28 protein-coding genes are annotated in these 23,624 nt (G+C 57.7%); 12 read left to right on the top strand and 16 right to left on the bottom strand.

Features of this window, described 5'->3' with window-relative positions:
- The first annotated feature begins 8 nt into the window (after positions 1-8).
- From K325_RS0105105 to K325_RS0105115, 3 genes are all read left to right on the top strand, one after another.
- Entirely contained in the window at positions 9-725 is a 717-nt protein-coding gene (locus K325_RS0105105; RefSeq protein WP_029653189.1) for an SDR family NAD(P)-dependent oxidoreductase, read from the top strand.
- Between the two features lie 48 nt (positions 726-773).
- A complete protein-coding gene (locus K325_RS0105110) occupies positions 774-1,184 on the top strand; it encodes a PaaI family thioesterase (RefSeq protein WP_029653190.1) in 411 nt (136 codons plus the stop codon).
- A gap of 66 nt (positions 1,185-1,250) precedes the next feature.
- On the top strand, positions 1,251-1,751 hold the full coding sequence (locus K325_RS0105115; RefSeq protein WP_211218131.1) for a 2-thiouracil desulfurase family protein: 501 nt from the start codon (positions 1,251-1,253) through the stop codon (positions 1,749-1,751).
- Between the two features lie 12 nt (positions 1,752-1,763).
- Here K325_RS0105115 and K325_RS0105120 read toward each other — a convergent pair whose 3' ends face one another.
- Positions 1,764-2,042, bottom strand: coding sequence for an Rdx family protein (locus K325_RS0105120; protein WP_029653192.1), 279 nt, complete (start codon positions 2,040-2,042; stop codon positions 1,764-1,766).
- An 83-nt stretch (positions 2,043-2,125) separates the two neighbouring features.
- Between K325_RS0105120 and K325_RS0105125 the strand changes: the two genes are divergently transcribed.
- Together K325_RS0105125 and K325_RS0105130 are read left to right on the top strand one after the other, a co-directional pair.
- A complete protein-coding gene (locus K325_RS0105125) occupies positions 2,126-3,013 on the top strand; it encodes a diacylglycerol/lipid kinase family protein (protein WP_029653193.1) in 888 nt (295 codons plus the stop codon).
- 65 nt (positions 3,014-3,078) lie between these two features.
- Positions 3,079-3,432: a DUF1428 domain-containing protein gene (locus tag K325_RS0105130; protein WP_029653194.1), complete on the top strand. Its 354-nt coding sequence runs from the start codon at positions 3,079-3,081 to the stop codon at positions 3,430-3,432.
- 116 nt (positions 3,433-3,548) lie between these two features.
- Here K325_RS0105130 and K325_RS0105140 read toward each other — a convergent pair whose 3' ends face one another.
- Entirely contained in the window at positions 3,549-5,741 is a 2,193-nt protein-coding gene (locus K325_RS0105140; RefSeq protein ID WP_029653195.1) for an OsmC domain/YcaO domain-containing protein, read from the bottom strand.
- Positions 5,742-5,765: 24 nt separating this feature from the next.
- Here K325_RS0105140 and K325_RS0105145 point away from each other — a divergent pair, with 24 nt between their 5' ends.
- Complete coding sequence (locus tag K325_RS0105145; protein ID WP_029653196.1) at positions 5,766-5,999, top strand: hypothetical protein; 234 nt, start codon at positions 5,766-5,768, stop codon at positions 5,997-5,999.
- Positions 6,000-6,002: 3 nt separating this feature from the next.
- On the opposite strand, the gene K325_RS0105150 is transcribed toward K325_RS0105145, so the two are convergent.
- Together K325_RS0105150 and K325_RS0105155 are read right to left on the bottom strand one after the other, a co-directional pair.
- Entirely contained in the window at positions 6,003-6,836 is an 834-nt protein-coding gene (locus tag K325_RS0105150; protein WP_029653197.1) for a M90 family metallopeptidase, read from the bottom strand.
- Positions 6,837-6,906: 70 nt separating this feature from the next.
- On the bottom strand, positions 6,907-7,878 hold the full coding sequence (locus tag K325_RS0105155; protein ID WP_029653198.1) for a ribonuclease Z: 972 nt from the start codon (positions 7,876-7,878) through the stop codon (positions 6,907-6,909).
- A 71-nt stretch (positions 7,879-7,949) separates the two neighbouring features.
- Between K325_RS0105155 and K325_RS0105160 the strand changes: the two genes are divergently transcribed.
- The 3 genes from K325_RS0105160 to K325_RS0105170 all read left to right on the top strand — a co-directional run bounded on the left by K325_RS0105160 (position 7,950) and on the right by K325_RS0105170 (position 9,986).
- Positions 7,950-8,804 (top strand): crotonase/enoyl-CoA hydratase family protein, encoded by an 855-nt coding sequence (locus tag K325_RS0105160; RefSeq protein ID WP_029653199.1) that lies wholly within the window; start codon positions 7,950-7,952, stop codon positions 8,802-8,804.
- A 3-nt stretch (positions 8,805-8,807) separates the two neighbouring features.
- Positions 8,808-9,389: a CPBP family intramembrane glutamic endopeptidase gene (locus K325_RS0105165; protein WP_029653200.1), complete on the top strand. Its 582-nt coding sequence runs from the start codon at positions 8,808-8,810 to the stop codon at positions 9,387-9,389.
- A gap of 120 nt (positions 9,390-9,509) precedes the next feature.
- On the top strand, positions 9,510-9,986 hold the full coding sequence (locus K325_RS0105170; RefSeq protein ID WP_029653201.1) for a DUF4442 domain-containing protein: 477 nt from the start codon (positions 9,510-9,512) through the stop codon (positions 9,984-9,986).
- Positions 9,987-10,000: 14 nt separating this feature from the next.
- Here the strand turns inward: K325_RS0105170 and K325_RS0105175 are convergent, their stop codons facing one another.
- The 3 genes from K325_RS0105175 to fabG all read right to left on the bottom strand — a co-directional run bounded on the left by K325_RS0105175 (position 10,001) and on the right by fabG (position 12,530).
- Entirely contained in the window at positions 10,001-11,050 is a 1,050-nt protein-coding gene (locus tag K325_RS0105175; RefSeq protein WP_029653202.1) for an alpha/beta hydrolase, read from the bottom strand.
- 116 nt (positions 11,051-11,166) lie between these two features.
- Complete coding sequence (gene thpR, locus K325_RS0105180; protein WP_029653203.1) at positions 11,167-11,703, bottom strand: RNA 2',3'-cyclic phosphodiesterase; 537 nt, start codon at positions 11,701-11,703, stop codon at positions 11,167-11,169.
- A 68-nt stretch (positions 11,704-11,771) separates the two neighbouring features.
- On the bottom strand, positions 11,772-12,530 hold the full coding sequence (gene fabG, locus K325_RS0105185; protein WP_029653204.1) for a 3-oxoacyl-ACP reductase FabG: 759 nt from the start codon (positions 12,528-12,530) through the stop codon (positions 11,772-11,774).
- A 133-nt stretch (positions 12,531-12,663) separates the two neighbouring features.
- Here fabG and K325_RS0105190 point away from each other — a divergent pair, with 133 nt between their 5' ends.
- Positions 12,664-13,659, top strand: coding sequence for a CobW family GTP-binding protein (locus tag K325_RS0105190; RefSeq protein WP_029653205.1), 996 nt, complete (start codon positions 12,664-12,666; stop codon positions 13,657-13,659).
- Positions 13,660-13,684: 25 nt separating this feature from the next.
- Here the strand turns inward: K325_RS0105190 and K325_RS0105195 are convergent, their stop codons facing one another.
- The 3 genes from K325_RS0105195 to K325_RS0105205 form a co-directional block, all read right to left on the bottom strand.
- A complete protein-coding gene (locus tag K325_RS0105195; protein WP_029653206.1) occupies positions 13,685-14,509 on the bottom strand; it encodes a DUF6160 family protein in 825 nt (274 codons plus the stop codon).
- Positions 14,510-14,605: 96 nt separating this feature from the next.
- On the bottom strand, positions 14,606-16,423 hold the full coding sequence (locus K325_RS0105200; RefSeq protein ID WP_029653207.1) for a choice-of-anchor D domain-containing protein: 1,818 nt from the start codon (positions 16,421-16,423) through the stop codon (positions 14,606-14,608).
- A gap of 243 nt (positions 16,424-16,666) precedes the next feature.
- Positions 16,667-17,689, bottom strand: a complete 1,023-nt coding sequence (locus K325_RS0105205) for an AraC family transcriptional regulator (RefSeq protein WP_029653208.1) — start codon at positions 17,687-17,689, stop codon at positions 16,667-16,669.
- A 200-nt stretch (positions 17,690-17,889) separates the two neighbouring features.
- Here K325_RS0105205 and K325_RS0105210 point away from each other — a divergent pair, with 200 nt between their 5' ends.
- A complete protein-coding gene (locus K325_RS0105210; protein WP_051146558.1) occupies positions 17,890-18,561 on the top strand; it encodes a class I SAM-dependent methyltransferase in 672 nt (223 codons plus the stop codon).
- A gap of 8 nt (positions 18,562-18,569) precedes the next feature.
- Here the strand turns inward: K325_RS0105210 and K325_RS0105215 are convergent, their stop codons facing one another.
- The 6 genes from K325_RS0105215 to K325_RS0105240 form a co-directional block, all read right to left on the bottom strand.
- Positions 18,570-19,529, bottom strand: a complete 960-nt coding sequence (locus tag K325_RS0105215; protein ID WP_029653210.1) for a PA2778 family cysteine peptidase — start codon at positions 19,527-19,529, stop codon at positions 18,570-18,572.
- A gap of 35 nt (positions 19,530-19,564) precedes the next feature.
- Positions 19,565-19,966 (bottom strand): PA2779 family protein, encoded by a 402-nt coding sequence (locus tag K325_RS0105220; RefSeq protein ID WP_036192938.1) that lies wholly within the window; start codon positions 19,964-19,966, stop codon positions 19,565-19,567.
- A 97-nt stretch (positions 19,967-20,063) separates the two neighbouring features.
- Positions 20,064-20,801, bottom strand: coding sequence for a glutamine amidotransferase (locus K325_RS0105225; RefSeq protein WP_029653212.1), 738 nt, complete (start codon positions 20,799-20,801; stop codon positions 20,064-20,066).
- Positions 20,802-20,847: 46 nt separating this feature from the next.
- A complete protein-coding gene (locus K325_RS0105230) occupies positions 20,848-21,573 on the bottom strand; it encodes a YebC/PmpR family DNA-binding transcriptional regulator (protein WP_029653213.1) in 726 nt (241 codons plus the stop codon).
- A gap of 121 nt (positions 21,574-21,694) precedes the next feature.
- Complete coding sequence (locus K325_RS0105235; protein WP_029653214.1) at positions 21,695-22,495, bottom strand: oxygen-binding di-iron domain-containing protein; 801 nt, start codon at positions 22,493-22,495, stop codon at positions 21,695-21,697.
- A 174-nt stretch (positions 22,496-22,669) separates the two neighbouring features.
- Positions 22,670-23,098 carry an SRPBCC family protein gene (locus tag K325_RS0105240; protein WP_029653215.1) on the bottom strand — a complete coding sequence of 143 codons (429 nt, stop codon included), beginning with the start codon at positions 23,096-23,098 and terminating at the stop codon, positions 22,670-22,672.
- Positions 23,099-23,296: 198 nt separating this feature from the next.
- Here K325_RS0105240 and K325_RS0105245 point away from each other — a divergent pair.
- On the top strand, positions 23,297-23,624 hold a 328-nt coding region (locus K325_RS0105245; RefSeq protein WP_265596841.1), incomplete at its 3' end, for a contractile injection system protein, VgrG/Pvc8 family.

Here is a 23,624-nt window from a genome sequence, read left to right on the forward strand (position 1 = left end):
GTTAAATCATGAGGTTGATGGTTGTTGGGGGCAGTAAAGGCTTGGGGCGTGCCTTTGTTGAAGGGCTTTGTGTTGCTGGTGATGAGGTTTTTGGAGTGTCACGTCGGAAGCCCGGTGATTTGCGAGTGGGAGATTCGGTTTCTATCGATTGGATTGAGGCAGACCTGGGAAATCCGCTGGAGGCGGCAAGACAGATTGAGCAGCAAGCACCGTCGGAGCTGGATGTGCTTATTTATAACCTCGGGATATGGGAAGAGAACGCATTCACAGATGAATACGACTTTCTGGAGGATTCTGATGAAAGCATCGTCAACATGGTGAACACCAATATCACGGGTGCCATTTTGTTGTTAAAACGGCTGATTCCCAAACTCCTCAGCTCTGAGAGCCCCAGGTTGATACTCACGGGTTCAACATCTGGGCTCCGGCAGTGTGGGAGGCCAGAGGTTACGTTTGGTGCATCAAAGTTCGCTTTGACTGGAATTGGTGATGCTTTGCGGGAGAGCTTCCGGGAAGACCGGCTAGCGGTGACATGCTTACAGCTGGGTTATCTCAACACGGAAGACGGTCTGGACATTCCATTGCGTGAAGCCGCGCGCAGGGGCAATGGAGAGTTAGTACCTGTCCATGATGTGGTCAGCGTAGTAAAGACAATTCTTGAGATGTCTTGTGCCTCCTACGTTCGTGAGTTGGTAATACCGGCCATAGGTGATGAGCGGTTTTGAGGGGAAGGATATGTGTGCTAGTTCCTTTATTTACAGAGGGTGCAAACCGTGAGTGAATTGTTTGAGTTTGGGAAGGGGATACTGGAGAGCCAGCCATTCAGCAGGTTGCTTGGTACAGAGCTTGAGGTTTTTGAGCCTGGTACCGCAGTGCTTGCGCTCGTCGTTCGTGATGAGTTTAAGCAGCAGCATGGGTTTGTTCACGGAGGTGTGCTTAGTTACCTCGCAGATAATGCGTTGACTTATGCCGGTGGGTCGGTCCTGGGCGATTCGGTAACCTCTGAATATAAAATCAATTATCTGCGACCTGCGATTGGTGAAAAGCTGGTGGCCAGGGCGACAGTTGTGTCAGCGGGAAAAAATCAGGCGGTCTGTCAGTGCAGCGTTGTTGCAATTGGCACTGACGAGCGCGTTGTTGCGGTTGCGCAGGGCACGATTACGAAGGTGGTTCCCAAGGGGTAACTCCATCAGACGGGGTGCCGGATGTTTCCTTGCGGATGCGAATGCCACAATCTGAGAGAGGGTCATTTGAGAAAGCTGCTAATGAGTGCGTGTCTGCTCGGGAAAAGGGTTCGGTACGATGGTGGGAGTCTCTCCGTGGACGATCAGATTGTGGAGACGTGGCGGACGGAGGGCCGGATTGTGTCGGTGTGTCCGGAAGTGGAGGCCGGCATGACGATCCCGAGAACGCCTGCGGAAATTCTGGGTGGCAGTGGGGGCAACGTTCTGGATGGCGACGCTGCTGTTGTGGATAAAAGCGGCAAGGTGGTTACCGATGAGTTCATCGCCGGGGCGTCGGTTGCGCTGGAACTGTGCCAGACGTTTAATATCGACATTGCGATCCTTGCGGAATCCAGCCCTTCCTGTGGCAGTTCTGTGATTTACGATGGCGGGTTCTCTGGCACCAAAATTCCCGGAATGGGGGTTACCGCAGCCTTGTTGCGCCAGCATGGGGTTCAGGTGTTCAGTCAACATGAGATTGCCCTGGCGTATGAGGCTATGCAGCGCGCTCATGCTCATGGCCGATAACCGGCCCCCCGCCTAGGCCGGTTTGTCCGAATGCCCCAGTGAGTGCTCCGGCGCTATCTGGTCCCGCACTCGTTGTTTCAGTTCTTTGATATCCGGAAATCCGCCCTGTTCTTTGCGGGACCACACCCGCTTGTCGTTTACCCAGACTTCAAATATGCCGCCCGTGCCGGGTTTCAGGGTGAGTTCGTCGATCATACCGTCGAACGTGGTCAGCAGTTCCTGAGCCATCCAGGCTGAACGAAGCATCCAGTTGCAGCCTGTGCAGTAGTGAAGGGTGATTCGGGTTGCCATACGGTAATGCTTCCTGCATGAAGATATCAAAGAGCCATGCTATCAAATGAAGGAGACTGTTTCTTTCTCCTGAGGGATTGGGTATGGCTTATTGGCTGGTGGATAGCCCAGGCTCCGGCGACGGAGGCCGGGATGCGGAGTTCTGGCTGGGGTATTTGCGTGAGCAGGGCGTTGAGGACGTGATTGCGTGCCTGTTGGAAGACGCCGACCAGTGGACGCGCCTGGTGTCTAGTGAAGACTATCTGTTGGCGGCGGGCGGTGATGGCACGGTAAACGGAGTGGCTTTGCTGTGTCTGCGCACCGGGGCAACGCTGGCGGTGCTGCCTTCGGGAACAGCCAATGACTTCGCCAGGAATCTGGGGATTCCGTCTGACCCGGCCGAGGTGGCCCGTCTGGTGGCAGAGGGCGTGGTCGAGATGATCGATGTGGCCGAGTTTGATGACCGGATTTATCTGAATGTGGCGCATATCGGCCTGGGCACTTTGCCTTCCCGAAAGGCCAGTTCTCCCACCAAAAAGCTCTTTGGGCGGTTCAGTTATGTGGCCACCCTGTTCCGGCAACTGGGAGCCCAGAGGGGGTTTCACGCTCGTATCCAGACCGACAGCTCTGTTGTTCAGGGGCGCTGGTTGTCGATTGCCGTGGCCACGGGTGCCTACTTTGGGGGTGGCCATGAGATACCGGAAGCTTCTGCCAATGATGGTTTACTGGATGTGATTGCGGTTAAACCCCGCCCTTTGCCTCAGTTGCTGCTAGCCTTTCTGATGGTGAAGCTGAACGGGAAAACGCCGCGCCGCACCAGCACTGTGATTCAGATGAAGGGCTGTTGGTGCCAGGTAGAGACCTCGCGCCCGAAAACTGTAACGGTGGATGGCGACGTTGCCGGTAAAACGCCGTTTCGTGCAACCTGCCGGCCAAGGGTCATCCGGGTGATCGGCAGACACGTGGTTCACACCGGAGAGGATGGTGTCTGAAGAGGAGGAACTTGCTCACGGAGTATTGAGGACGACTTATTAAGGATTGATAAAGGAGACATGCAATGAGCTACATAGACGCATTTGTGGCGGCGGTACCCACAGCGAATAAAGAAAAGTACATCCGGCACGCCAGCGAAGCCGTGGTTGTGTTTAAAGAGCACGGTGCGTTGAACGTGGTGGAGTGTTGGGGAGACGATGTGCCCGAGGGCGAAACCACGTCGTTTCCGATGGCCGTGAAGTGCCAGCCAGAAGAAACGGTGGTGTTTTCCTGGATCGAATGGCCGTCCCGGGCGGTGCGGGATAAGGCGATGCCGCTGATTATGGAAGATCCGAGGCTGCAGCCCGATGTTAATCCCATGCCTTTTGATGGCAAGCGGCTGATTTATGGCGGCTTTGAACCTATGGTATTGGAGTGATCCTGCGTTGAGTTATCCAGGATGCGCTGGATGGTGTGCAAAACCCCGGAAGGCGAACAAATTGGTGAGCCCGGGGCAGGCTTCGGCGCCTGCCCCGGGCTTTTATGCGGTGAGTTTTAGCTTGCCGGGGCTGCGTTGCGGGCTCTGGCGGCATGGAGTTTCTGGTAGCTTTCGACCAGCTTCAGGTGCCGGTCCAGACCACGGAGGTCCATTCCGGTTTCCTCCAGGCCGTAAAAACGGACGCTGCCATCAATAGAACCGGTGACCGCATCCATCACCGGGTTGCCAAACATCCGGCGGAAGTTGTGAATGAAGTCGTCCAGCTCCAGGTCGTCGTCCAGTGTGGCCTCCAGCGCTACCTGCATGGCTTGATAGAACAGCCCGCGTTCGACGGTGTTGTCGTTGAACTGCAGGAACATTTCCACCAGCTCCAGTGCCTCTTCCAGTTCACCAAGTGCCAGGTAAATCAGCAGCTTGAGCTCAAGGATCGTGAGTTGTCCCCAGACCGTGTTTTCATCGAACTCAATGCCAATCAGGGTCACGATGGTCATGTACACATCCAGTTCGGCCTCTTCCAGGCGCTCCACCAGATCGGTCAGTTCCTCGTTGGCGAGCCGGTGCAGGTTGAGGATGTCTTCCCGGAACGCCAGTGCCATGTTGGTGTTGTCCCACACCAGATCTTCCACCGGGTACACCTCGGAGTAGCCTGGCACCAGGATGCGGCATACCGGCGCCCCCAGGTCGTCAAAGACGGCCATGTAGGCTTCCATACCCAGGTCAGAGAGAATGCCGAACAGCGTGTTGGCTTCCTCTTCGTTGCTGCCGGAGAAATCCCACTCAACGAAGTCGTAGTCGGATTTTGCGCTGAAGAATCGCCAGGACACCACACCGCTGGAATCGATGAAGTGCTCCACGTAGTTGTTGGGCTCGGTGACGGCCATGGAGTTGAACGTGGGGGCGGGCAGGTCGTTCAGGCCTTCAAAGCTGCGCCCCTGCATCAGTTCGGTCAGGCTGCGTTCCAGCGCCACGTGGAGGCTGGGGTGAGCGCCAAAGGAAGCGAACACGCCGCCGGTTTTCGGGTTCATCAGGGTGACGCACATCACCGGGAACTGGCCGCCCAGAGAGGCGTCTTTCACCAGAACCGGGAAGCCCTGCTCTTCCAGAGCTTTTATGCCCTCGACAATTTCCGGGTACTTGGCGAGCACGGATTCCGGCACATCCGGCAGGGCGATTTCGTTCTGGATGATTTCTTTCTTGACCGCCCGCTCGAAAATTTCCGACAGGCACTGTACCTGGGCTTCGTGCAGGGTGTTGCCCGCGCTCATGCCGTTGCTGAGGTACAGGTTTTCAATCAGGTTGGACGGAAACCAAACGGTTTCGCCATCGGACTGGCGCACGTAGGGAAGGCAGCAGATCCCCCGCTCCGGGGTGCCGGAGTTGGTGTCGAACAGATGGGTGCCCAGCAATTCGTCATCCGGGTTGTAGATGGCCAGGCAGTGCTCGTCGAGAATGTCGGCGGGCAGTTCACCCTCCGGGCCGGGCTGGAACCACTGTTCCCGGGGGTAGTGTACGAAATCGCTGTTGGCGATGTCCTGGCCAAAATACTGGTCGTTGTAGAAGAAGTTGCAGTTCAGGCGCTCGATGAATTCGCCCAGGGCGGAACACAGGGCAGCTTCTTTGGTGGCGCCTTTGCCGTTGGTGAAGCACATGGGGGAGGCCGCGTCGCGCACGTGCAGAGACCAGACATGCGGGACGATGTTGCGCCAGGACGCAATCTCGATTTTCATGCCCAGATCCGCCAGAATGCCAGACATGTTGGCAATGGTCTGCTCCAGTGGCAGATCTTTGCCTTCAATGTAGGTGCTGGCATTGGCATCGGAACCGACGCTTAGCAGTGCCTGTGCGTCTTCGTCCAGATTTTCCACCACTTCAATCTGGAAATCCGGGCCGGTCTGCACCACCTTTTTTACGGTGCAGCGGTCGATGGAGCGGATGATTCCCTGGCGATCTTTGTCGGAAATGTCTTCCGGTAACTCTACCTGGATCTTGAAGATCTGCTTGTAGCGGTTTTCAGGGTCTACAATGTTGTTCTGGGACAGCCGGATATTGTCGGTGGGAATGTCCCGGGCGTTGCAATACACCTTCACAAAGTAGGCTGCGCACATGGCGGATGACGCCAGGAAGTAGTCAAACGGGCCGGGAGCCGAGCCGTCGCCTTTGTAACGAACGGGCTGGTCTGAGATGACGGTGAAATCGTCGAACTTGGCCTCAAGCCTCAGGTTGTCGAGATAATTGACTTTGATTTCCATGGGCAGCTTACCGGATTCAGAAAGATGAGCAGTTTACGCGGAATAGACGAGGTGATCCCCGATGCGCGGGATGGTCTCACAAAAACGGAGCGGACGATACTTTACGTCCTGAGTGAAGCCCAGAAGGAATTGGGCGGCCGCAACGTACCGACTGTGATGCTGTACGGGCGGGTGCTGGAGTACGTGAACATCAGCGAACAGGAACTGAACCTGTACCTGGACCGCCTGGGGGTAAAGGGCAATGGTCTGCCCGGTTAGCCGTCAGGGGTGATGAGGCTGGAAGTGTTTCGGGTCCAGCCGGTAGAAACGGCAGAGGGCGAGGTACACGTCTGGCTGTTGCTGGTTCAGGTGGTCCGGCTGCTGGAAAAAGGCTTCGGTCAGCACGGCAAAAAACTCGGCGGGCTCGGTGGCGCCGTAGGGGTCGAGCCAGGGCCGGTGGTGGTGTTCCAGCCGTTGTTGCAGATGGTCCCAGGCTTTGGTCATGGTGTCCTGCCAGCGGAGGGCATCGTCGCCACTTAACGGTGGTGCGCCGTCTGCCGTGCCATCCAGATAGTCCAGTTGATGAGCAAACTCATGCAGGATGACATTGTGTGGGCCATCAGGGTTGGCTATGGCGTGTTCACACTGGCTCCAGGCCAGGATAACCCGGCCATGGGACCAGGCTTCACCGGCTCGGGTCTGTTCGCTGGTACTGACCACCAGGCCGTCGCTGTTGGTGCCCTGTACCCGGTAGACATCGGGATAGATCAGAATGCTCTTTACATCGTCGTAGTCTGAATACGCCCTTTCCAGCAGTAACAGGCAGGCATGGCCCGCCACCGTCACCCGCACGCGGTCATCTATTTTAAAGCCGTCGCACTCGTAAAATGCCTTTTCCGCAACAAACAGCTGAACCAGGTTTTCCAGCCGGGCTTTTTGGACGTCGGATAATCGGCCGTAAAACGGAACCTGCTCGTGCAGGTAACGCCGCCAGGCGTCGGGGAACGGTTGGTCCAGTTCGCGCCGGCGCCGCCAGTTGCGGTAGAAGAACAAATAAAACAGTGAACCGCCGATCAGGGCGATGGCGAGGACAGTAAACACAAGCGGTTCGGACATGGGTAACTTCCCGGTGAATGTCCGGCCAGTCTACCGCAAGGTTCAGCGAACCACGAAAGCCGAAACCTGGTCAGTGCCCGTTGAGCCGGTGCAAGCGGAAATCTTTCTCCAGCCGGTAGGTGTCGAAATCCCGGGCCAGGAACAGGTGGCCCTTGTAATGCTGTAACGCTTCGGCTGCGAGCTGGTTGATGTGTGGGCTGCCGCCGGGGGCGGATTGGTAGCGCGAGCTAAAGTGGGTCAGCACCAGATTAGGAAGCCCGGCGCTATGAGCGAATCGGGCCACCTGTTGTGCCGAACTGTGCTGGGGCCATGGGCCAACCCGGTCTGCGACGTCTTGTGTATAGGTTGCCTCGTGAATCAGAAGGTGGGCGCCTTTGCAGGCCTCTTGCAGGAGGTCCGGGGTGTCGTTGTCGCCGCCGATGATCATCTTGCGGGCCGTTCGGTACTGGTGAGTGTAGTCGTCGCTACGCAGCAGACGGCCATCGTCGAGCAGCACGTCCCGGCCTTTTTGCAGGTCGCCCCATTGGGGGCCAGCGACAATGCCATCGGCCATCAGTTTGTCCTGATTCAGTTGCCGTTCCAGGTTCCTTTCTGTGAACACGTAGGCCCGGCAGGGCACCCGGTGGGAAAGGGCAACGTTGGTGACGGCCACGTGCTGGTCCTGCCAGTAAAAGTCCGGGGCTTCGGAATCAATGAAATTGAGTGGATAGCTGAGGCTGGAGTCGCTGTTTTCAATCGTTGCATCGATAAAGCGCCGTACCTGCTCTGGTGCAATGATATCCAGCGGTTCGGTCCGCCCGAGCATGGAGGCGCTGGTGAGCAGGCCTGGCAGGCCAAAAATGTGGTCGCCATGGATGTGGGTGATAAACACGGCCCTGAGCTGCATAACGGAATACCGGGTACGCATCAGCTGGTGCTGGGTGCCCTCGCCACAGTCGATCAGGTACCAGGGTTTGGGGCCGGTGTGGCAGAGTGCCAGGCCCGTGACATTACGTGACCGGGTTGGTGTTCCGGCGGATGTACCAAGGAATGTGAATTCCATCGTGCCTCGTTTCGCGGTAATGTGCACCCTAATAATACGAAACCATGCTTTGAGATGATACGGGAACCATCATGTCTGAAGTCGCAAACTACGAAAGTTTCAACATTGAAGTAAAAGACCACATTGCCCACGTACAGTTCAGCCGTCCGGAAGCGCTGAACAGCATGAACAAGGCGTTCTGGCTGGAGCTGCCGCGTTGTGTTCAGGACATCGAAGCCAACACCGATGCCCGGGTAATTGTGATCTCTTCCACAGGCAAACATTTTTCTGCGGGCATGGACCTGGGCGTGTTTTCAGACCCGAAGTCCGTGCCCATGAGCGGCGACCCAGGCCGGATGGCGGAAAACCTCCGTCGCGTGGTCCTTCAGCTTCAGGATACCTTGTCATCGCTGGAGCGAGTGCGTTTGCCCGTACTGACGGCGGTTCACGGTGGCTGCATCGGAGGCGCTCTGGATCTCGTATGTGCGGCTGACAGCCGGTACTGCACGGCCGACGCTTACTTCACCATCAAGGAAACCGAGCTGGGCATGACCGCCGACGTTGGTACCCTGCAGCGCCTGCCCAAGCTGATGCCGGAAGGCGTGGTGCGCGAACTGGCCTACACAGGGCGCAAATTTGGCGCCGAGGAAGCTCATCGGCTTGGGTTCGTGAATGCGGTGTACGACACGCAGGAAGCAATGCTTGACGGTGTGATGGCCATTGCGGCGCAGATTGCGGCGAATTCACCGCTGGCGGTGACAGGCTGCAAGGAAATGATCAACTTCAGCCGTGATCACAGTGTGGAAGACAGCCTGCGCTACATGGCAACCTGGCAGTCTGGCATGTTCCGGCCCACGGATATGATGAAGACCTTCCAGGCCAAAGCCCAGAAACAGGCGCCGGTCTACGACGCTCTGTTCCCGGTGAAGGGGCTTTTCGAGAGCTGATTCATGGCTCGCGATCGCACGGCGATATCGACGTCTGCCGCCCTGTTGTTTCAGGGCGGTATTGGTTTGGTCGGATGGCTGGCGATCTGGCTGTTTGACATACCGCTGCTCCCGGACACCCTGAGCCTTCCCGAGATGATAGGGATTGGCGGGCTGGGAGCTGTGGCAACCTATCTTTTCCTTTTTCTGTTGACCCGTTTTGAAAGGTTGTTTCCGGACGACCTGAGCGTGCAGATGCAGGCGCTCTATCACTTCGCCAGGAGTTACCGCTGGCCCGTCCTGTTTGTTCTGTGTGTGCTTGCCGGCGTGGGCGAGGAACTGCTGTTCCGGGGGGCGGTTCAGGGATGGCTGTTGCAACACACCGGGCCGTGGACGGCGTTGCTGGCAGCGTCTGTGCTGTTCGGCCTGGTTCATTATGTGTCGTTCACCTATTTCCTTGTGGCCACGGGGCTTGGGCTGGTGCTGGGTGCGGCCTATCAGGTTTCCGGCAGTCTGCCGATGGTGATGGTCTGGCACGCGGTTTACGACATGCTGGCGCTGTATTTTCTGTTGAAGCACCCCCGGTGGTTTGGGGTTGCCCCCTGAGTGCCTGATCGGGTTATTTCAAACGAGCGTATGAAATTTCGTTGAAAACGATGGGTGGCTGTAAGAAGATAGCCTCCTATCCAGTCAACCGACTGATTTCAAAAACGTTCGGATGTCCCTATGAACTCAACGATTCGCCGCTGGTTTGCCAGTGCAGGTGCCATGCGCCGGGTGCTTTCCACGTTTGCTCCTTATCTTGGTGCGGGCGTCCAAGTGACCCACCTTGCTGACGATTTCACCACGGCAACCGTCGAGATGCGCCAGCGCTGGTATAACACTAACTATGTCGGAACGCATTTCGGTGGCTCCCTTTACAGCATGGTCGACCCGATGTACATGCTGTTGTTAATGCGTCGGCTTGGCAGTAGCTACATTGTCTGGGACAAATCTGCCAGCATCGATTTTATCCGCCCCGGCAAAGGGGTGGTGAAAGCGGAGTTTGAATTGACCGAGGAGCGGCTTGCCGAGATCCGTCAGGCCACAGAGCAGGGCGATAAGTACTTGCCGGAGTGGGATGTGGACATCGTGGATGAGACGGGAACGGTGGTTGCCCGTGTCCACAAGGTGCTCTACGTGCGGCGGAAGCCGACCGAATAACCCCGGCCCGGCTCCTACGAGTGTTCAACGCGTTTCAGGAATGCGGAGATGTCCTCGAACGCGTCGTTGGCCTCTGGCAAGAGTGGTGTGAAAATGTGCCACACGTGCACCATGTTTTGCCAGGTGTGCAACTCGACGGGGGAGCCCTGTGCTTTTGCTTTGGTGGCGTAGCGCGTGGAATTATCCAGCAGCATTTCGGTGGTGCTGGCGTGGATGAGGGTGGGGGGCAGATTGTTCAGTTCTCCCCGCAGGGGAGATGCCACCGGGTTGGTGGGGGAGATTCGGAAGGCGGCCAGGGTTCCCCACCACAACAGTGGGAGGGGGATTTTCGACAGCCCACCAAAGACCGGGCCCAGCAACGGGTCGGTACGTATGTTCTCCCGGTTGCTCGGAGCGGTCAGCGTCAGGTCTGTGGACGGTGACAGGGCGATAGCGGCGTCTGCCTGGCGCAGGCCGTTATCCCGGACCCAGGCAATCAGGGAGAGCGTATGGCTGCCACCGGCCGAGTCGCCGGCAACCACCACGAAGTCCGCAGCGGTTTCGCCATCCGGGCCGTGGTTCAATAACCAGGCATAAGCCTGGCGGCAATCCCGGATGCCATCCATGAAACGGTGTTCCGGCATCAGCCGGTAGTCGACAGCGAAGACAGCGGCATTGGCCAGGCGGGAAAATCGATCGGTGATGGCCCGGTGACTGCGTGGGCTGCCGGCGGCCCAGGCACCACCGTGAATATAGAGCACGCGCCGACGGGGATCGACGCCTGGCGCCATCACCCATTCACCTTTCGGGTTATCCTGGTGCTGAAGCTGTGACTCGATGTCCACGCTTTCGCCAAGGCTGTCCAGGTGGTTGCGTAGGGCGAGCAGCCTGGCCTTGCCTTTCAACCCCCGGGAGGCACGCCCCATATCCTTGATGCGTTCGATAACCTCGTCGTGAGCCGGGTTGGGGGCAACCTGCCGGATCGCCCATTCTTGCCCGTCGTACTCGGAAAGGTCTTTTACCCGGAAGATCAGCAGCGTGATCAGGACAATCAGGGCAGCAACAGCGAGCAGAATCCAGAGCATGGGAGCATCCTTGAGGGCAAGACACGAGGCATCAGCACGACTATAGCCGAATACGGGTACAGCTTATAGCCGTTAGCAGTTTTGCCCATAGCCTATCGGGCCCCGGGAATGCGTGGTTATCCGGTTAGCGGGTAGCGTTCCAGAACGGTGTAGACAGAGCCCTGTGGCCCGGGCCTGCTCTCAAACAACGCAAACTCATGGACGGCAAGGCTGCCAAAGGGCGTGTCTGGGTGCTGGTCCAGCAGGGCAGCAACAGAGCCTGAATTCGCCTGGAAGCGGCTCAGGGTGATATGAGGTTTGAACGATGGGTTCTTAAGGGCAAAGCGGTGATGGGTCAGCTGGGTGGCGAGGCTTTGCTGTAAATCTCTAAGTTCGGTTTCCGGGGTAACGCCCGCCCAGAGGATCTTCGGTTTCTCGGGGCGACCAAAACAGCCTAGCCCCTGAACGCGGAGGTCAAATGGTGAATGGCGGACCTCTCGGGCTAATGACTGTGCGTCCGGAACCCGTGATGCCTCAACCTCACCGAGAAACGCCAGGGTCAGATGAAGCTGGTTTGCCTGTTGCCAGCGCGCGCCGGACAGGCCGGTTTTCACCCGCAGCAGTTCGGCTTTTGTGGCGCCTGGAATCTCCAGCCCGAAAAACAGCCTCGGCATGGTCTTCTCTCCCGGTTGGAACCGGTGGCCTCTGGCATTGAGCGCCGGAAGCCACCGAGGTCTGAGGGTCAGCCAGGAATGGCGTCTGGCGATTCTGGCAGTATCTGCCCGCCGTCAACAATGATCTGTTGCCCTGTGATGTAACGCGCCTCCTCCGAGGCCAGGAAGCAGGCCGCATGGCCGATGTCTTCCGGGGTTCCCAGAGTATGGGTGGGAATGGCTGCACGCATCTGGTTGAGGTAGGCCTCGCCCTGGGCTTTCAGGCCTTCTGTCAGCACGTTGCCGGGCATCACGGCGTTTATGGTAATGCCGCTGTTGGCCAGTTCCAGCGCGGCACTTCGCATGAAGCCTAACTGACCGGCTTTGCTGGCACCGTAATGACTCCAGCCCGGGAAGCCCGTGATGGGGCCGGTGATGGAAGAGGTCAGAACAATCCGGCCGTAGTTGCGCTTTTTCATGTGGGCCATGGCGGCCTGGACCATGAAAAAGGTGCCTTTGAGGTTCACGTTGTGGACCTTGTCCCACTGCGCTTCGGTCATGTCGTCCAGATTGGCCTGAGGGAAGATCCCGGCGTTTGAGCATAGAATGTCCAGTTGCCCGAACCGGGTTTCAATGTCTGCAATCGCAGCACGACAGTCGCTTTGCCGGGTAACGTCCATTTTTATAAACAAGCCATCCAGTTCGCTGGCCACTTTCTGGCCCGCAACTTCATCAAGGCCACCAATCACTACTCGGGCTCCGGCTTTGTGCAGGACACTGGCGATGCCTTTGCCGATGCCGTGCTCCCCACCTGTTACCAATGCCACTCGATTTTTCAGCGTAAACATTGCGTCTCCTTGTTTCGCGGCGGATGAATCACTTGATTAGATCACAGCAGCACCAGACTGGAAACACGGGGATCTGCCCGTAGCCCGGGCTGAATGATGTTGTTATAGTATAACGTTTTTCGAGGCGCTATTTATGTCTGTCACCTCCCGCCCCATCCCCACCAATCTGATTCTTGGTTTTCTGGGTGTCGGCAAAACCACGGCTATTCTGGACCTGCTTCGGCAGAAGCCGGAGGGCGAAACCTGGGCTGTTCTGGTGAACGAGTTTGGCGAGGTGGGTATTGATGGCGCCATCCTGGAAACCGAAGGAGCGGTAGTGCGTGAAGTCCCCGGTGGTTGCATGTGTTGCGTTGCCGGGCTGCCCATGCAGATCGGACTGAACCAGTTGATTGCCAGGGCCAGGCCAGACCGCCTGATTATTGAGCCGACCGGGCTTGGCCATCCGTCCCAGATTCTTGAAACCCTGACCGGAGAGCATTATCAGGAGGTGTTGTCGTTGGGGCCGGTGATCACCCTGGTCGACCCTCGCAAGCTTGAAGACCCAAGGGTTCTTGAGAATGTTCAGTTCTGCGATCAGGTTGAAGCCGCGGATATTCTGGTGGCCAACAAAACAGACCTTTGTTCCCACCAGCAGCTCGCTGCGTTTGATGAGTGGGTTGCCCGGTTTCCGGTGTCGAAACGTGGTGTCTTCAAAACCAGCCACGGGCACCTGATTCCGGAATGGCTGATGGGGGAGGCCGACGCGCGCGGGGTTTCAACACCGACGGCTCATCAACATCTGGCTCCGGTTGATCTTCGTCCCCCCGGTCCGACTCTGGAGGAGCAACCGTGGCAGCGTATGAGTAACCAGGGGCAGGGCCATGTCAGCCTTGGATGGCGTGTCCACGCCGATGTCCGGTTTTCGGAGCCGGAACTTCTGGCTCTGGCGATGGATGAGCGCTTTGTGCGCTTTAAGGCGGTGGTGCATACCCGTGACGGATGGCGTGTGCTTAATCAGGTGGAAGGGACGCTGACGATCCGCCCGTGTGAGCCGGCCGGGCAGTCCCGGGTTGAGTTAATCAGTGCCGGTGCTCTGAACGAAAACGAGTTGGATCAGGCGCTGAAAGAAGCGGCGGGGCTGGCGGAGTGAGGGCCCTGAAGGGGCCCTCGACGACTTACGGGTGACCGTAGATACGCAAAGAGGTGTTCTGTACTGAGAGGTTGTCCAGAGTGAAGGAACCGATGGACGTGCCTCCTACCAGGACTTCCCCTATGGTCATGTCGGCATTGAAGGTGTTCAGGTCTACGGCCAGGGCATCGGTGCCATCGGCTCGCTGGCCGTTGTAGATGTCCATGTTGACCTTCGCCCCCAGGGTCAGGATGCTTGGGTTTTCCAGGTACTGGTCGCCGGTCAGTTTCAGATCCCGGATGCCGACGGCCAGGAAGGGAATATCAACGTCGAGATCGGAAATACCCACTTCGGTGTCAAGGTTCAGGGTGTCTGTGGCGGTATCTACGCGCAGGCGCATTTTGGTGATAGCGCCGACCATGGAGAAGTTGTTGGCCAGCAACGTCGAATCGGTGGTGCCCTGCAGCGACCATTCACCGGTTTTTACGCCGAAGTCGATGGGGGCGGCGGTGATGGGCCATACGTTGATGATGGCGTCGCCGTCTGAGGCCACGTCGATCTCGATTTTGATGTTGTCGATCAGATCGCTGGTGGTGCCAAAGGCGAGGTTACGGATGGCCGGGTCGGTGATTTCTTCGAACAGGTCGGTCCGGTTTGCGCCGCCGATACTGATGTCTTTGATCGACAGGGAGCCTTCGTCGGTGTAAACAAATTCTCCGATGTTTACTTTGGTTTCCAGCTCAATGGTGACACCGGCCTGGCCGGTTATGCTGCCCATCCGGGCGTCGTCGATGGGCTGGAGTTCCGCCTGTGCGGCAAATGGGGTGCCGACAATAGCCAGCGCTAGCAGGTTTCTCTTCAGGCTTTTCATTTCGTTGTTCCTTTTTTGGTTTTGTTTTTACTGCATGCGCTGTTCACGACCGGCGAATGCCAGCCGTGAACAGGCTTCCGGCCAGGCCGGAGGTTCTTATTGCTCTGGTGTCAGTTGCAGATCGATGGTGTTACCCGGGCCGGTCATGAACTGGTTCAGCAAGCTGGTGAGCAAGCCGCAGTTCTCTAAAGCAGGGAGTTCGTACACACCGCTGACCGCGCCACCGGTTGCCGGGGAGAAGTTCGAACCTTCCACCGAGGTCAGCTGGATATCAACGGGTTGGCCGGTCTGGCATTGTTCGCCACCGCCAATCTTGACCGGCAGGCCAAACAGTTTGATGGCGACCTTCGGTACCTTGACGTACAGGTGAGAGTTCGCCGTCAGCTTGCCGTTCACCAGCGAGCCCGTTGTGATTTCAGCCTGTTCGAACTCGACATTGGCCGAAGCGTGAATCTTGCTGAACAGGAGCTTGATGGAGAAGTTACCGGCGGTTGGTTCTACGTCCAGGTCTGCCTCGAAGGTGCCGGAAGCCAGATCCAGCAAGGTGGCGATGCTGCCGTTGAGCGGCAGGGTGCCGTTGGTGGCTTTGATGAGCGTGGAGCCTTCGAGGCCCAGCAACAGTTCAAGGGCCGGGTCGGTTTGCGGCTCGTAAGCTTCCGCAGTGACCGGTACCTGGATTTCAGGATTCTCGGAATCACTGGAGCGGATCACCAGATTTGCGTTACTGACGCCTACGGAAGCTGCGGTAAAGGCCAGTTGTACGGTACAGCTTTCGCCAGCCGCAACGGTGGTGCAGTTGGTGGTCTGGGTGAAATCGGCTGCGTTGGCGCCTTCCAGAACGACGCTGTCGATCTGCAGCGCGGCGTTGCCGCTGTTGGTGACGGTGACGTCGGCATTTGCAGACTCACCGAGCAGCACGCGGCCCAGGTTAACTGATTCCGGGTTTACGCCGATTTCGGGCACCGGGGCAAGAACTCCCCGGCCAGTCAGAGCGACGTCAACGGACGGCGTTTCAGCGTCGGTGGACTGAATGGTCAGGGTTGCGTTGCGGTTGCCTTCGGTAGACGGAGCGAAGGTAACATTCACGTCGCAAGAGCCACTCGGAGCGATGGTGTTGCAGCTGTTGGTCTGTGTGAATACCGTAGAGTCTGCGCCGCTGATGGCGATGCTGTTAATACCCAGGTCAGAGTTGCCTGTGTTGGAGATGGTCACGGTCTGGGTGGCCGGCAGACCAGCCTGGACGTTACCAAAGGCCAGTTCTTCAACGCCAACGTTGATACGCGGTGTTTCAACGGCGTCGCCTTCCACCATCATGGTCTGAAGCAGGTTGTTCTGGTCTGGCAACTGAATACAGTCGGTGGTGATTTCGCCGATAGGCGCTGGCGCGATGTCGCCGTTCGCCGTGCGTGCAATCAGCTCCAGAGACAGGGCGCCCACACGGATGTCCGCCTGGCCGATGTCGTCGTTGGTGAACAACACTTCCGGAGCCATGCCGGAAGCCGGGACGTTAAATTCGCCACTTTCAGAAGGAATGCTGGTGGGCGGGATGTTGAGCTTAACGATCTGATCAATGTTCCGGTTTACGGTGATGATTTCATTGGTGCTGGTGGCCACACCTTCAAGGGTCTCGGAATTCACCAGTTTCAGGCCGGTACGAGCATCGTCGTTAACGATGGTGATGGCATCCACCTGAAACTGTGGCATCGGCTGGCCTACGGTCGCCACTGGCGGGATATCCGCGCTGATCTGCGCCCGGATGGGCTGGGTGCCAATCAGTGGAAACGGGCACTCGAAGGCCAGTTCCAGAGAAACCTGTTCGGCAGCCGCATTGCTGGCGCCACCCGCCATCAATGCCGCCGCTGCCACCGCGGGGCCGAGCTTGCGAACACTCGTATTGAGGTTCCTGAGTTTCATGAGTTCGTCCTCTGTACGTCATTCTTTGTTGTAGTGGGTTGCAGACAACACCGATAAGGACTGCTCAATCGGACTTGCAAAGCTCCCTTTGCCATACGTCTTTGCGTATGAATGCAGCGTTATTTAACGGGGAGAGGGTGCCGTAGGTCATTGCTTGTCGCGGCACCATTTTTGTTTAAAACGGAGAGAAACGGGGGAATTGTCTAAATCGTGAACGGCGTCAAAATGAAAATAGTTGTGTGTTCACTTTTTTGACCGGGCCTGGCGGCGAACGTCTCCCGGAGTCTGGCCTGTCCAGGACCGGTAAGCTTTGGTAAAGCCGGCCTGATCGCTGAACCCGAGTTTCTCGGAAATGGATTCCAGTGGGACGTTGGTATCCTTCAGATAAAGGGTGGCAAAACTTTCCCGAATGTCGTTGCGCAGTTCCCGAAAGGAGGTGCCCGCTCCGGACAGGTGCTGGCGCAGGGTTCGGGGGCTGATCTCCAGTCTTCTGGCAATGTTTTCGGTGGTGCAGGGGCGCCCGGGCTGGCTTATGATCAGGTCGCGCACCTGCATGACGGTCTCGTCGGCCACCAGGCGTTTCTGCCGGCGGCTGTGCTGGGTTCTGGCCACCAGAAACTCCAGGTTTGCGTCGCTTTTGGGAATGGGCAAGCCGTTCAGCGGCATGGTGACCTGGGCAACCTCGGTGCCAAACTCGAATTCGCAGCCCGGCGCCAGCCGTTGCCAGTGTTCGATCGGGATGGAGGAGGGGAAATCAAAATGGAAACTTAAGTGGCTGCAGACCTGGCTGGATATCCGATAGATGCTGCCCATGTAGATTTTGGTCAGGCAGGGGCGGAGGTCATCCACGCCCCAGTTGTCCACTACCCGGATGCGGAAGGTGGACCCGGTTGATTCCAGCTCCATGTCCATCAGCGGCAGGCCAACCCGCAGATATTGAACGATCATGCTGATGAGTCGCTTTGGGTTTTCCAGGCCCAGCACCGCGAACCCGAGCAAGCCGTGGCTGGGCAGGTCCAGTTGCTGGCCGAACTCGAAGGCGGCCCGCTCATCGGTCATCAGCCAGTCGGCCTGGCGCAGGAGATTCACCACCTGATGCATCGACAAGCTGGCATCCGGGTTGTCGAGCATCTCATCGGTCACGCCCGTATTGGCAAGGATGGTGTGGCGTTTCACGCCCCGGCTTTCCATGAACCGGACAAACCGGCGGGCGTAACGGGCCGAGACAATCGGCACTTCCAGTGCAAGTTCGGATGACGTTTCCATGTTCCTGTCTCTGAGCCGGGGCATGCCCTGGCGCTTAGTCTTGAATTGTTCTGTTGTTATCATTCAAGAGGTACAAGCCGGCTCCTCTCCGATTATCGCGCCAGTATAGGCAGCGTGTTGGGGGCGCTTTTACGTATCCGGTCACAAACTCGCCGCATGGCCGGATATGACAATGAAACTTTTTTCAGGTTGATAAGATTATGAGTGAAAAGCCGGGGTTGTCTGGAGCCGGAGGAGAATCCTGCCCGGTGTGCGAAACGGGTATGTTGGGCCCATTCCGGCAGGTGGGGCCACAGCGCTACCTTCGCTGCGGACTTTGCCAGGCTACGGTTCTGGCAGCCGGGTGCAGGCTCACAGAGCCGCAGGAGCGGGCCGTTTATGAGTTGCATGACAATCAGGCGGAAGATCCGGGCTACCGGCGGTTCCTGTCCAAACTTGCAGAGCCGCTGATTGCCCGCGTACCGGTTGGTGCTGAAGGTCTGGACTTTGGTTGTGGTCCCGGGCCGGCGCTGGCGCGGATGCTGGAAGAAGCCGGGCTGAGCGTGAGTCTGTACGATCCGTTTTTTTACCCGAATAGCGGGGTGCTGGATGCGCAATACGACTTCGTGACCTGCACGGAAGTGGTGGAGCACCTGTTCCGGCCTGCTGAGGTATTCCGGCAATTGGACGCGCTGCTTCGCCCTGGGGGCTGGCTGGCCGTTATGACCTGTTTCCAGACCGACGATGCCCGTTTTGACAACTGGCACTACCGGAGAGACCCAACGCATGTGGTGTTCTATCGGGAGCAGACGTTTCGTTGGCTGGCGGCGGAACACGGATGGCAGTTGGAGATTCCGGCAAAAGACGTGGTGTTGGCACGAAAACCAGCCTGACCCGGGGTTTAATCCTTTATGAGTGGGCAGGCCGGCAGGGCGGGGCAGGTTCGTTCTGAAGATGCGTTTTTATCGATCTCACCCTCCGGTTGTGGGAATCGTTCCGGGGCGAGCTGGCTGGCGCACTGCGAGGCGCGGGCGGCCTGGGAGTCGCAGCCAGCCTCCTTCAGGGTGATCGCCAGGTTGTTCCAGCCTTCCGGAAACTCCGGAAACTGCTGGACGACCTCAAGAAAGCCGTTTTTGGCGGCACTCAGGTTACCCAGGCTGTAGTCCAGATTGGCTTCGGCCATCACCGGTGCAGCCTGGTCGGGCCAGCGGGTGGCCGCGGACTGATAGGCTTGCCTGGCCGTGTGGGTGTGCCCTGTGGTTTCCAGATCGTGGGCCGAGCGCAGATAGGGCAGTAGTTGTGCCGTTGCAGGTAGCTGATCCGGGGGCAGGACTACAACCGCCCATTGTCCGGCACGTGCCCAGGTATTGTGAAACACCTCGTAAGCCATTTCATAACGCTGGCGGGTATCGGTGTTCAGGATAAAGACTCGCTTTTCCTGATCGTAGCCAACGACGACGGCGAAATGCCACTTTGGCCACCAGTTCAGCCGAAGGTTCTGCATCACCAGCACTGGGTGGCCCGCATCGATTTCTTCCAGAATGGCGCCGGGATCGTCGGGCAACCGGTAGACGACCATGTCATGCGCCCGTGCGCCAGCCACCATTTCAACCTGCAGGGAACCGTCTCTACCGGGCAGATACACCAGGTCTTTCAGAACCTCCGGGTGAGTGCTCAGCCCCTGGGCGTTGAGCATCATGGCCAAGGAGGCGGGACCACACTGGTATTGTTCCTGAGGGTAAAACGGGGTTTCTTCCAGAAGTTGCCGTGGTGGGGTGCTAGTGCTCAGTTGGTTTACGGGCCAGTCCGGCCTTGAGGCACAGCCGGACATCAGAATGGCGACCGCCAGAGCGACCGCCATTCTGATGTGCTTCCTGATCGAAGCGGGGGTAAGGGTTAGCGAATGCACTTGACGAAGGAGAACAGGTCCGTGGCACAGAGCATGTCTGTGATGATGAAAACCAGAAGGAACAGGACAATAACGCCGACAACGCCCTCGCCTGCGGGTGCTTCCGCGAGCTGTTGTTCAAACTCAGCGAGCTCCGTGGGGGTCAGGTTGTGTATGCGTTCGGTGACCTGAGCCTCACTGACTCCGAGTTCCTGCAGTTTCTTTTTAACGCCCTGATTCTCCAGCATGTCCAGAAGCTGTTGGCGGTCCAGCTCCACCTGTTGTTGCTGGATCAGTTCACCAGTGCTGACCATGCCGGCGTTGGCAGAGACGGAAAACGTGGTTGTGAACGCAAGCAGGAGCGCCATGGCCAGAGAAAACGTCTTGAGGTGGCATCTGATCGCGTGCATGCAAGGCTCCTTTGTTCAGTTGTAATTGCAGTACAGTAATTAGCGATCTGTACTGATTCAACATACAAAACGTTCACACAGCGCGTCGGGTTCCGGTTTATCGGTTCCGGAACCGGTCGGTCACGTATTCGGAAAACAGCGTCAGCAGGTGGCTGGCCTCCGGTGCCGGGCAGACGCCTTGCATCAGGCGCTCTGCGTCCAGCCCTTCTTCAGCAAGCTCCGGGTATTGCACCTCCAGATAGGCTTTCATGACCTTGTCTGAGAATTCCGGGTGGAATTGCACGCCCCAGGCATTGTCACCGACCCGGAAAGCCTGGTGGGGCTCGAAGGCGGATCGGGCGAGCAGGACAGCGCCTTCCGGCAACTCAAGCACCGACTGTTTGTGCGTCAGGTGGGCCCGGAACTCCGATGGCAGTTTGCTGAACAGTGGGTCGGAGGCGGCCTCGCCAAGCAGGCTGATGGTATGGGTGCCCGTTTCCCGGCCTTGTGGGTGATAGTCGGCTTTGCCACCCAGGGCGTGGGCCAGAAGCTGGTGGCCATAGCACACGCCAAGCAGCGGGATGCCGGATGCCACCGCCTGCCTGACCCACTGGGCTGTTGTCTCGCTCCAGAGTGCCCGGTCACTGACCATGGCGGGGGAGCCGGTGATAACGATAGCCGCCCAGTCGTCGGGTGCGGAGGGAGGGGGCGTGTTAACCACGTCGACAACGGTCAGTGCCAGGTTTTTCGACAGGCCTTCAATAAACCAGGCATCGAAGTCGCCAAACTGACTCTGGATCTGTGGGTAGGTTGATCCGGTTTTCAGAATGATGACGTTCGGTTTTTCCACGCCCATACTTTCCCCTCAGCGGTGGTTCTCCGGGAACCACGAAACGTTTGCGTTATTCCTGTGGAAGTTCCGCGTTGTGAAACACGTTCTGTACGTCGTCCAGATCGTTAAGCATGTCGAGGAACTTCTCGAACATGGGGATATCATCGCCTTCAACCGATGTGGTGGTCTTGGGCAGGAACTGGATTTCGTCTGCGTCGAACTCGATCCCTTCAAACGCGGCTTCCAGAGCCTGTTTGGCCTTGGCGTATTCGGTATTCGGAGTGAAGACTGTGATTTTTCCGTCTTCGCTCTCAATATCGGTTACGTCGACATCGGCTTCCATCAGGGCTTCCAGAACGGCTTCTTCGTCCTGGCCTGCGAAGGCAAAGATGGCGCAGTGATCAAACATGTGGGCTACAGCGCCCGGAGTGCCAATCTTGCACTTGGTTTTGGTGAAGGCCAGGCGAACATCGCCGAAGGTGCGGTTCGGGTTGTCGGTAAGACAATCCACAATCACCATGCAGTTGCCCGGGCCGTACCCTTCGTATCGGGCCGGGGCATAGTCTTCACCGGCACCGCCCTTGGCTTTGTCGATGGCCTTATCGATAACGTGAGTGGGTACCTGGTCTTTCTTTGCCCGTTCGATCAGGCCGCGGAGGGAGAGGTTGGCCTGAGGGTCTACGCCACCGGATTTGGCGGCCATGTAAATCTCGCGACCGTATTTGCTGTATACCTTGGTTTTGGCGGCGGCCGTTTTGGCCATGGATTCTTTTCGGTTCTGATAAGCTCTGCCCATATTCGCTGCCTCTGGGGTTCAGTGAAAAAAACAAATTTTACTGAACCTGAGAGGTTTGCAACAGGCCTGATTTCGCAGCATTGGCAGGAAAAGAGTTCCGCATCCTTGCGGAACAAGGGGGTTAGACGTATTCCACAGGCTGGCGGTAGTTTTCCTGAGACACCAGATCGATGCCGCAGTCCATGTCGCTGACCCAGTTCAGGAAGCGGTCGATCATGACCGGGCCTTCGAAGCGCTTGCCGTGCTGGGGAACAATCATAGCGACGTCCATGGCCCGGACCATGTTTGCCCACAAGCTGCAGACCTTCCGGGATGCAATGTAGCGGCGGTGGAAGCCGATCATGTTTGGAATGTGCTTGTCGAAGTCTTTCACCGGCTCGTGATCGTCTTCGCCGCCCATGGAGGCGCCCAGATCACCGGAAAACAGAATTTTTGAGACCGGATCGTAAAACTGCAGGTTTCCGACAGAGTGCATGAAGTGGGCTGGCAGACACTGGATGTAGGTATCGCCAAACCGGACATTGGCGCCGCCATCGGGAATGCTGACGATGCGGTCATAAACACTGCCGCTGAGCTGGTTGGTTACGTAGCTGGACACCAGGTGCGGCAGGAATCGTGCCCACAAACGGGAGGTTACAATTTTGGCCCGGGTGTGAACAATCCAGCGGTCGATGGCGCCGATGATGTCCGGGTCCTGATGGGAGGCGAACACGTAATCCATATCGCGGATGTTCATGTACTTGGATGCGGCAACCGACAGTGGGGTGTAGGTCAGATCTCCGCCCGGATCGATCAGTGCTTCGTGTGTGCCATCGACAATCAGAAACTGATTGGACTGCACGCCCTCACCAGTCACCAGGGAATCGAACATCAGGCACTTGTGGTGTCCGTTGTCGAAGAGAACAATCGGTGCTGCAGCCATTTTTGTCTCCCGTCACGCAGTAGGTGTTCGGCCTCAGGCACACTTATAGCCTGATGGCCGGATATTGCAAACTGCGCGGGAGGTTACAGAATTGACAAATGTGAATTGTTGCCTCAGGTCAATTATCTGATATTCATCAAGTAACGGTTTGTTGCCCGGGCGTGGTGGCGGAGCTCAGGCCAGGGCTGGCAGTTTGCGAATGCCCCGTCGTAAGCCCTGCTCAAGCGCTGAGCCGACCACCTTGCCAGTGAAAGGCACGATGTCCTCAAACGAAATGGTGTACTGGATGCGCGTGCGGCCCTCGCCAGCATCCGAGAACAGAATCCGCCCAAGATGGTTGCGCAGAGGGCTGGCACTGGTGATGGTGTACTCAATGAGAGAGTCTGGCTCGAACCCGAGAACCTTTTCTTCAATGGACAGCGGGCCAATGCCGATTTTCCGCACCGAGCCGATGCCGTTCGGGTCGGCCTGATCGCTGTCTTTGATGCGCTTGACCGGCGCTCCGACGAGTTTGCCAAAACGGTTGTGATCTGCGAAAACCGCAAAAGCCTTGCGCCGGGGAACATCGAACGTTTCGTCGATTTCAATGAGGTAGTGTGCCATGGTCTTGCTCTTGTTATTAGGGAATACCCAAGGTTAACCGTTCACCGGGTTCAACAAAAGTCGTAGACGCTGGTTTTCGCTGTTGAGAACTGGTTAAAAGAGGCCATCGGTTTGCTGGTTGGTATTCGTGAGCCCGGTGGTTATAATCGGGACTGCTCAGGATGAGTCAGTTAAACATTACCTTCAGGGACCGAAGTCATGCCCCAGGCAAGCGGATTGCAGTTCACCGCCCGAGTAGGCGAATTCCCCTCAGATCACTTTGCCGTTGTCGGCTTTGCGCTGACCGAACGGTTGTCAGACCTGTTCCATGGCCGACTGAACCTGGCCAGCACCGACCCGGACGTGGCGGCGGCTGATGTCCTCGAACAGCCGGTGGATCTGGTGGTGTGGCAAGACGGCCAGCCCCTGCGCCGCTTCACCGGGGTGGTGAACGAATTCGTCCGGGGCGACACTGGCCATCGCCGCACCCGCTACGAAGTGGTGATCCAGCCGCCGTTATGGCGCCTGGGCCTGATGCGCAACAGCC

This window comes from Marinobacter daepoensis DSM 16072, from assembly GCF_000421165.1.
Lineage (GTDB): Bacteria > Pseudomonadota > Gammaproteobacteria > Pseudomonadales > Oleiphilaceae > Marinobacter > Marinobacter daepoensis.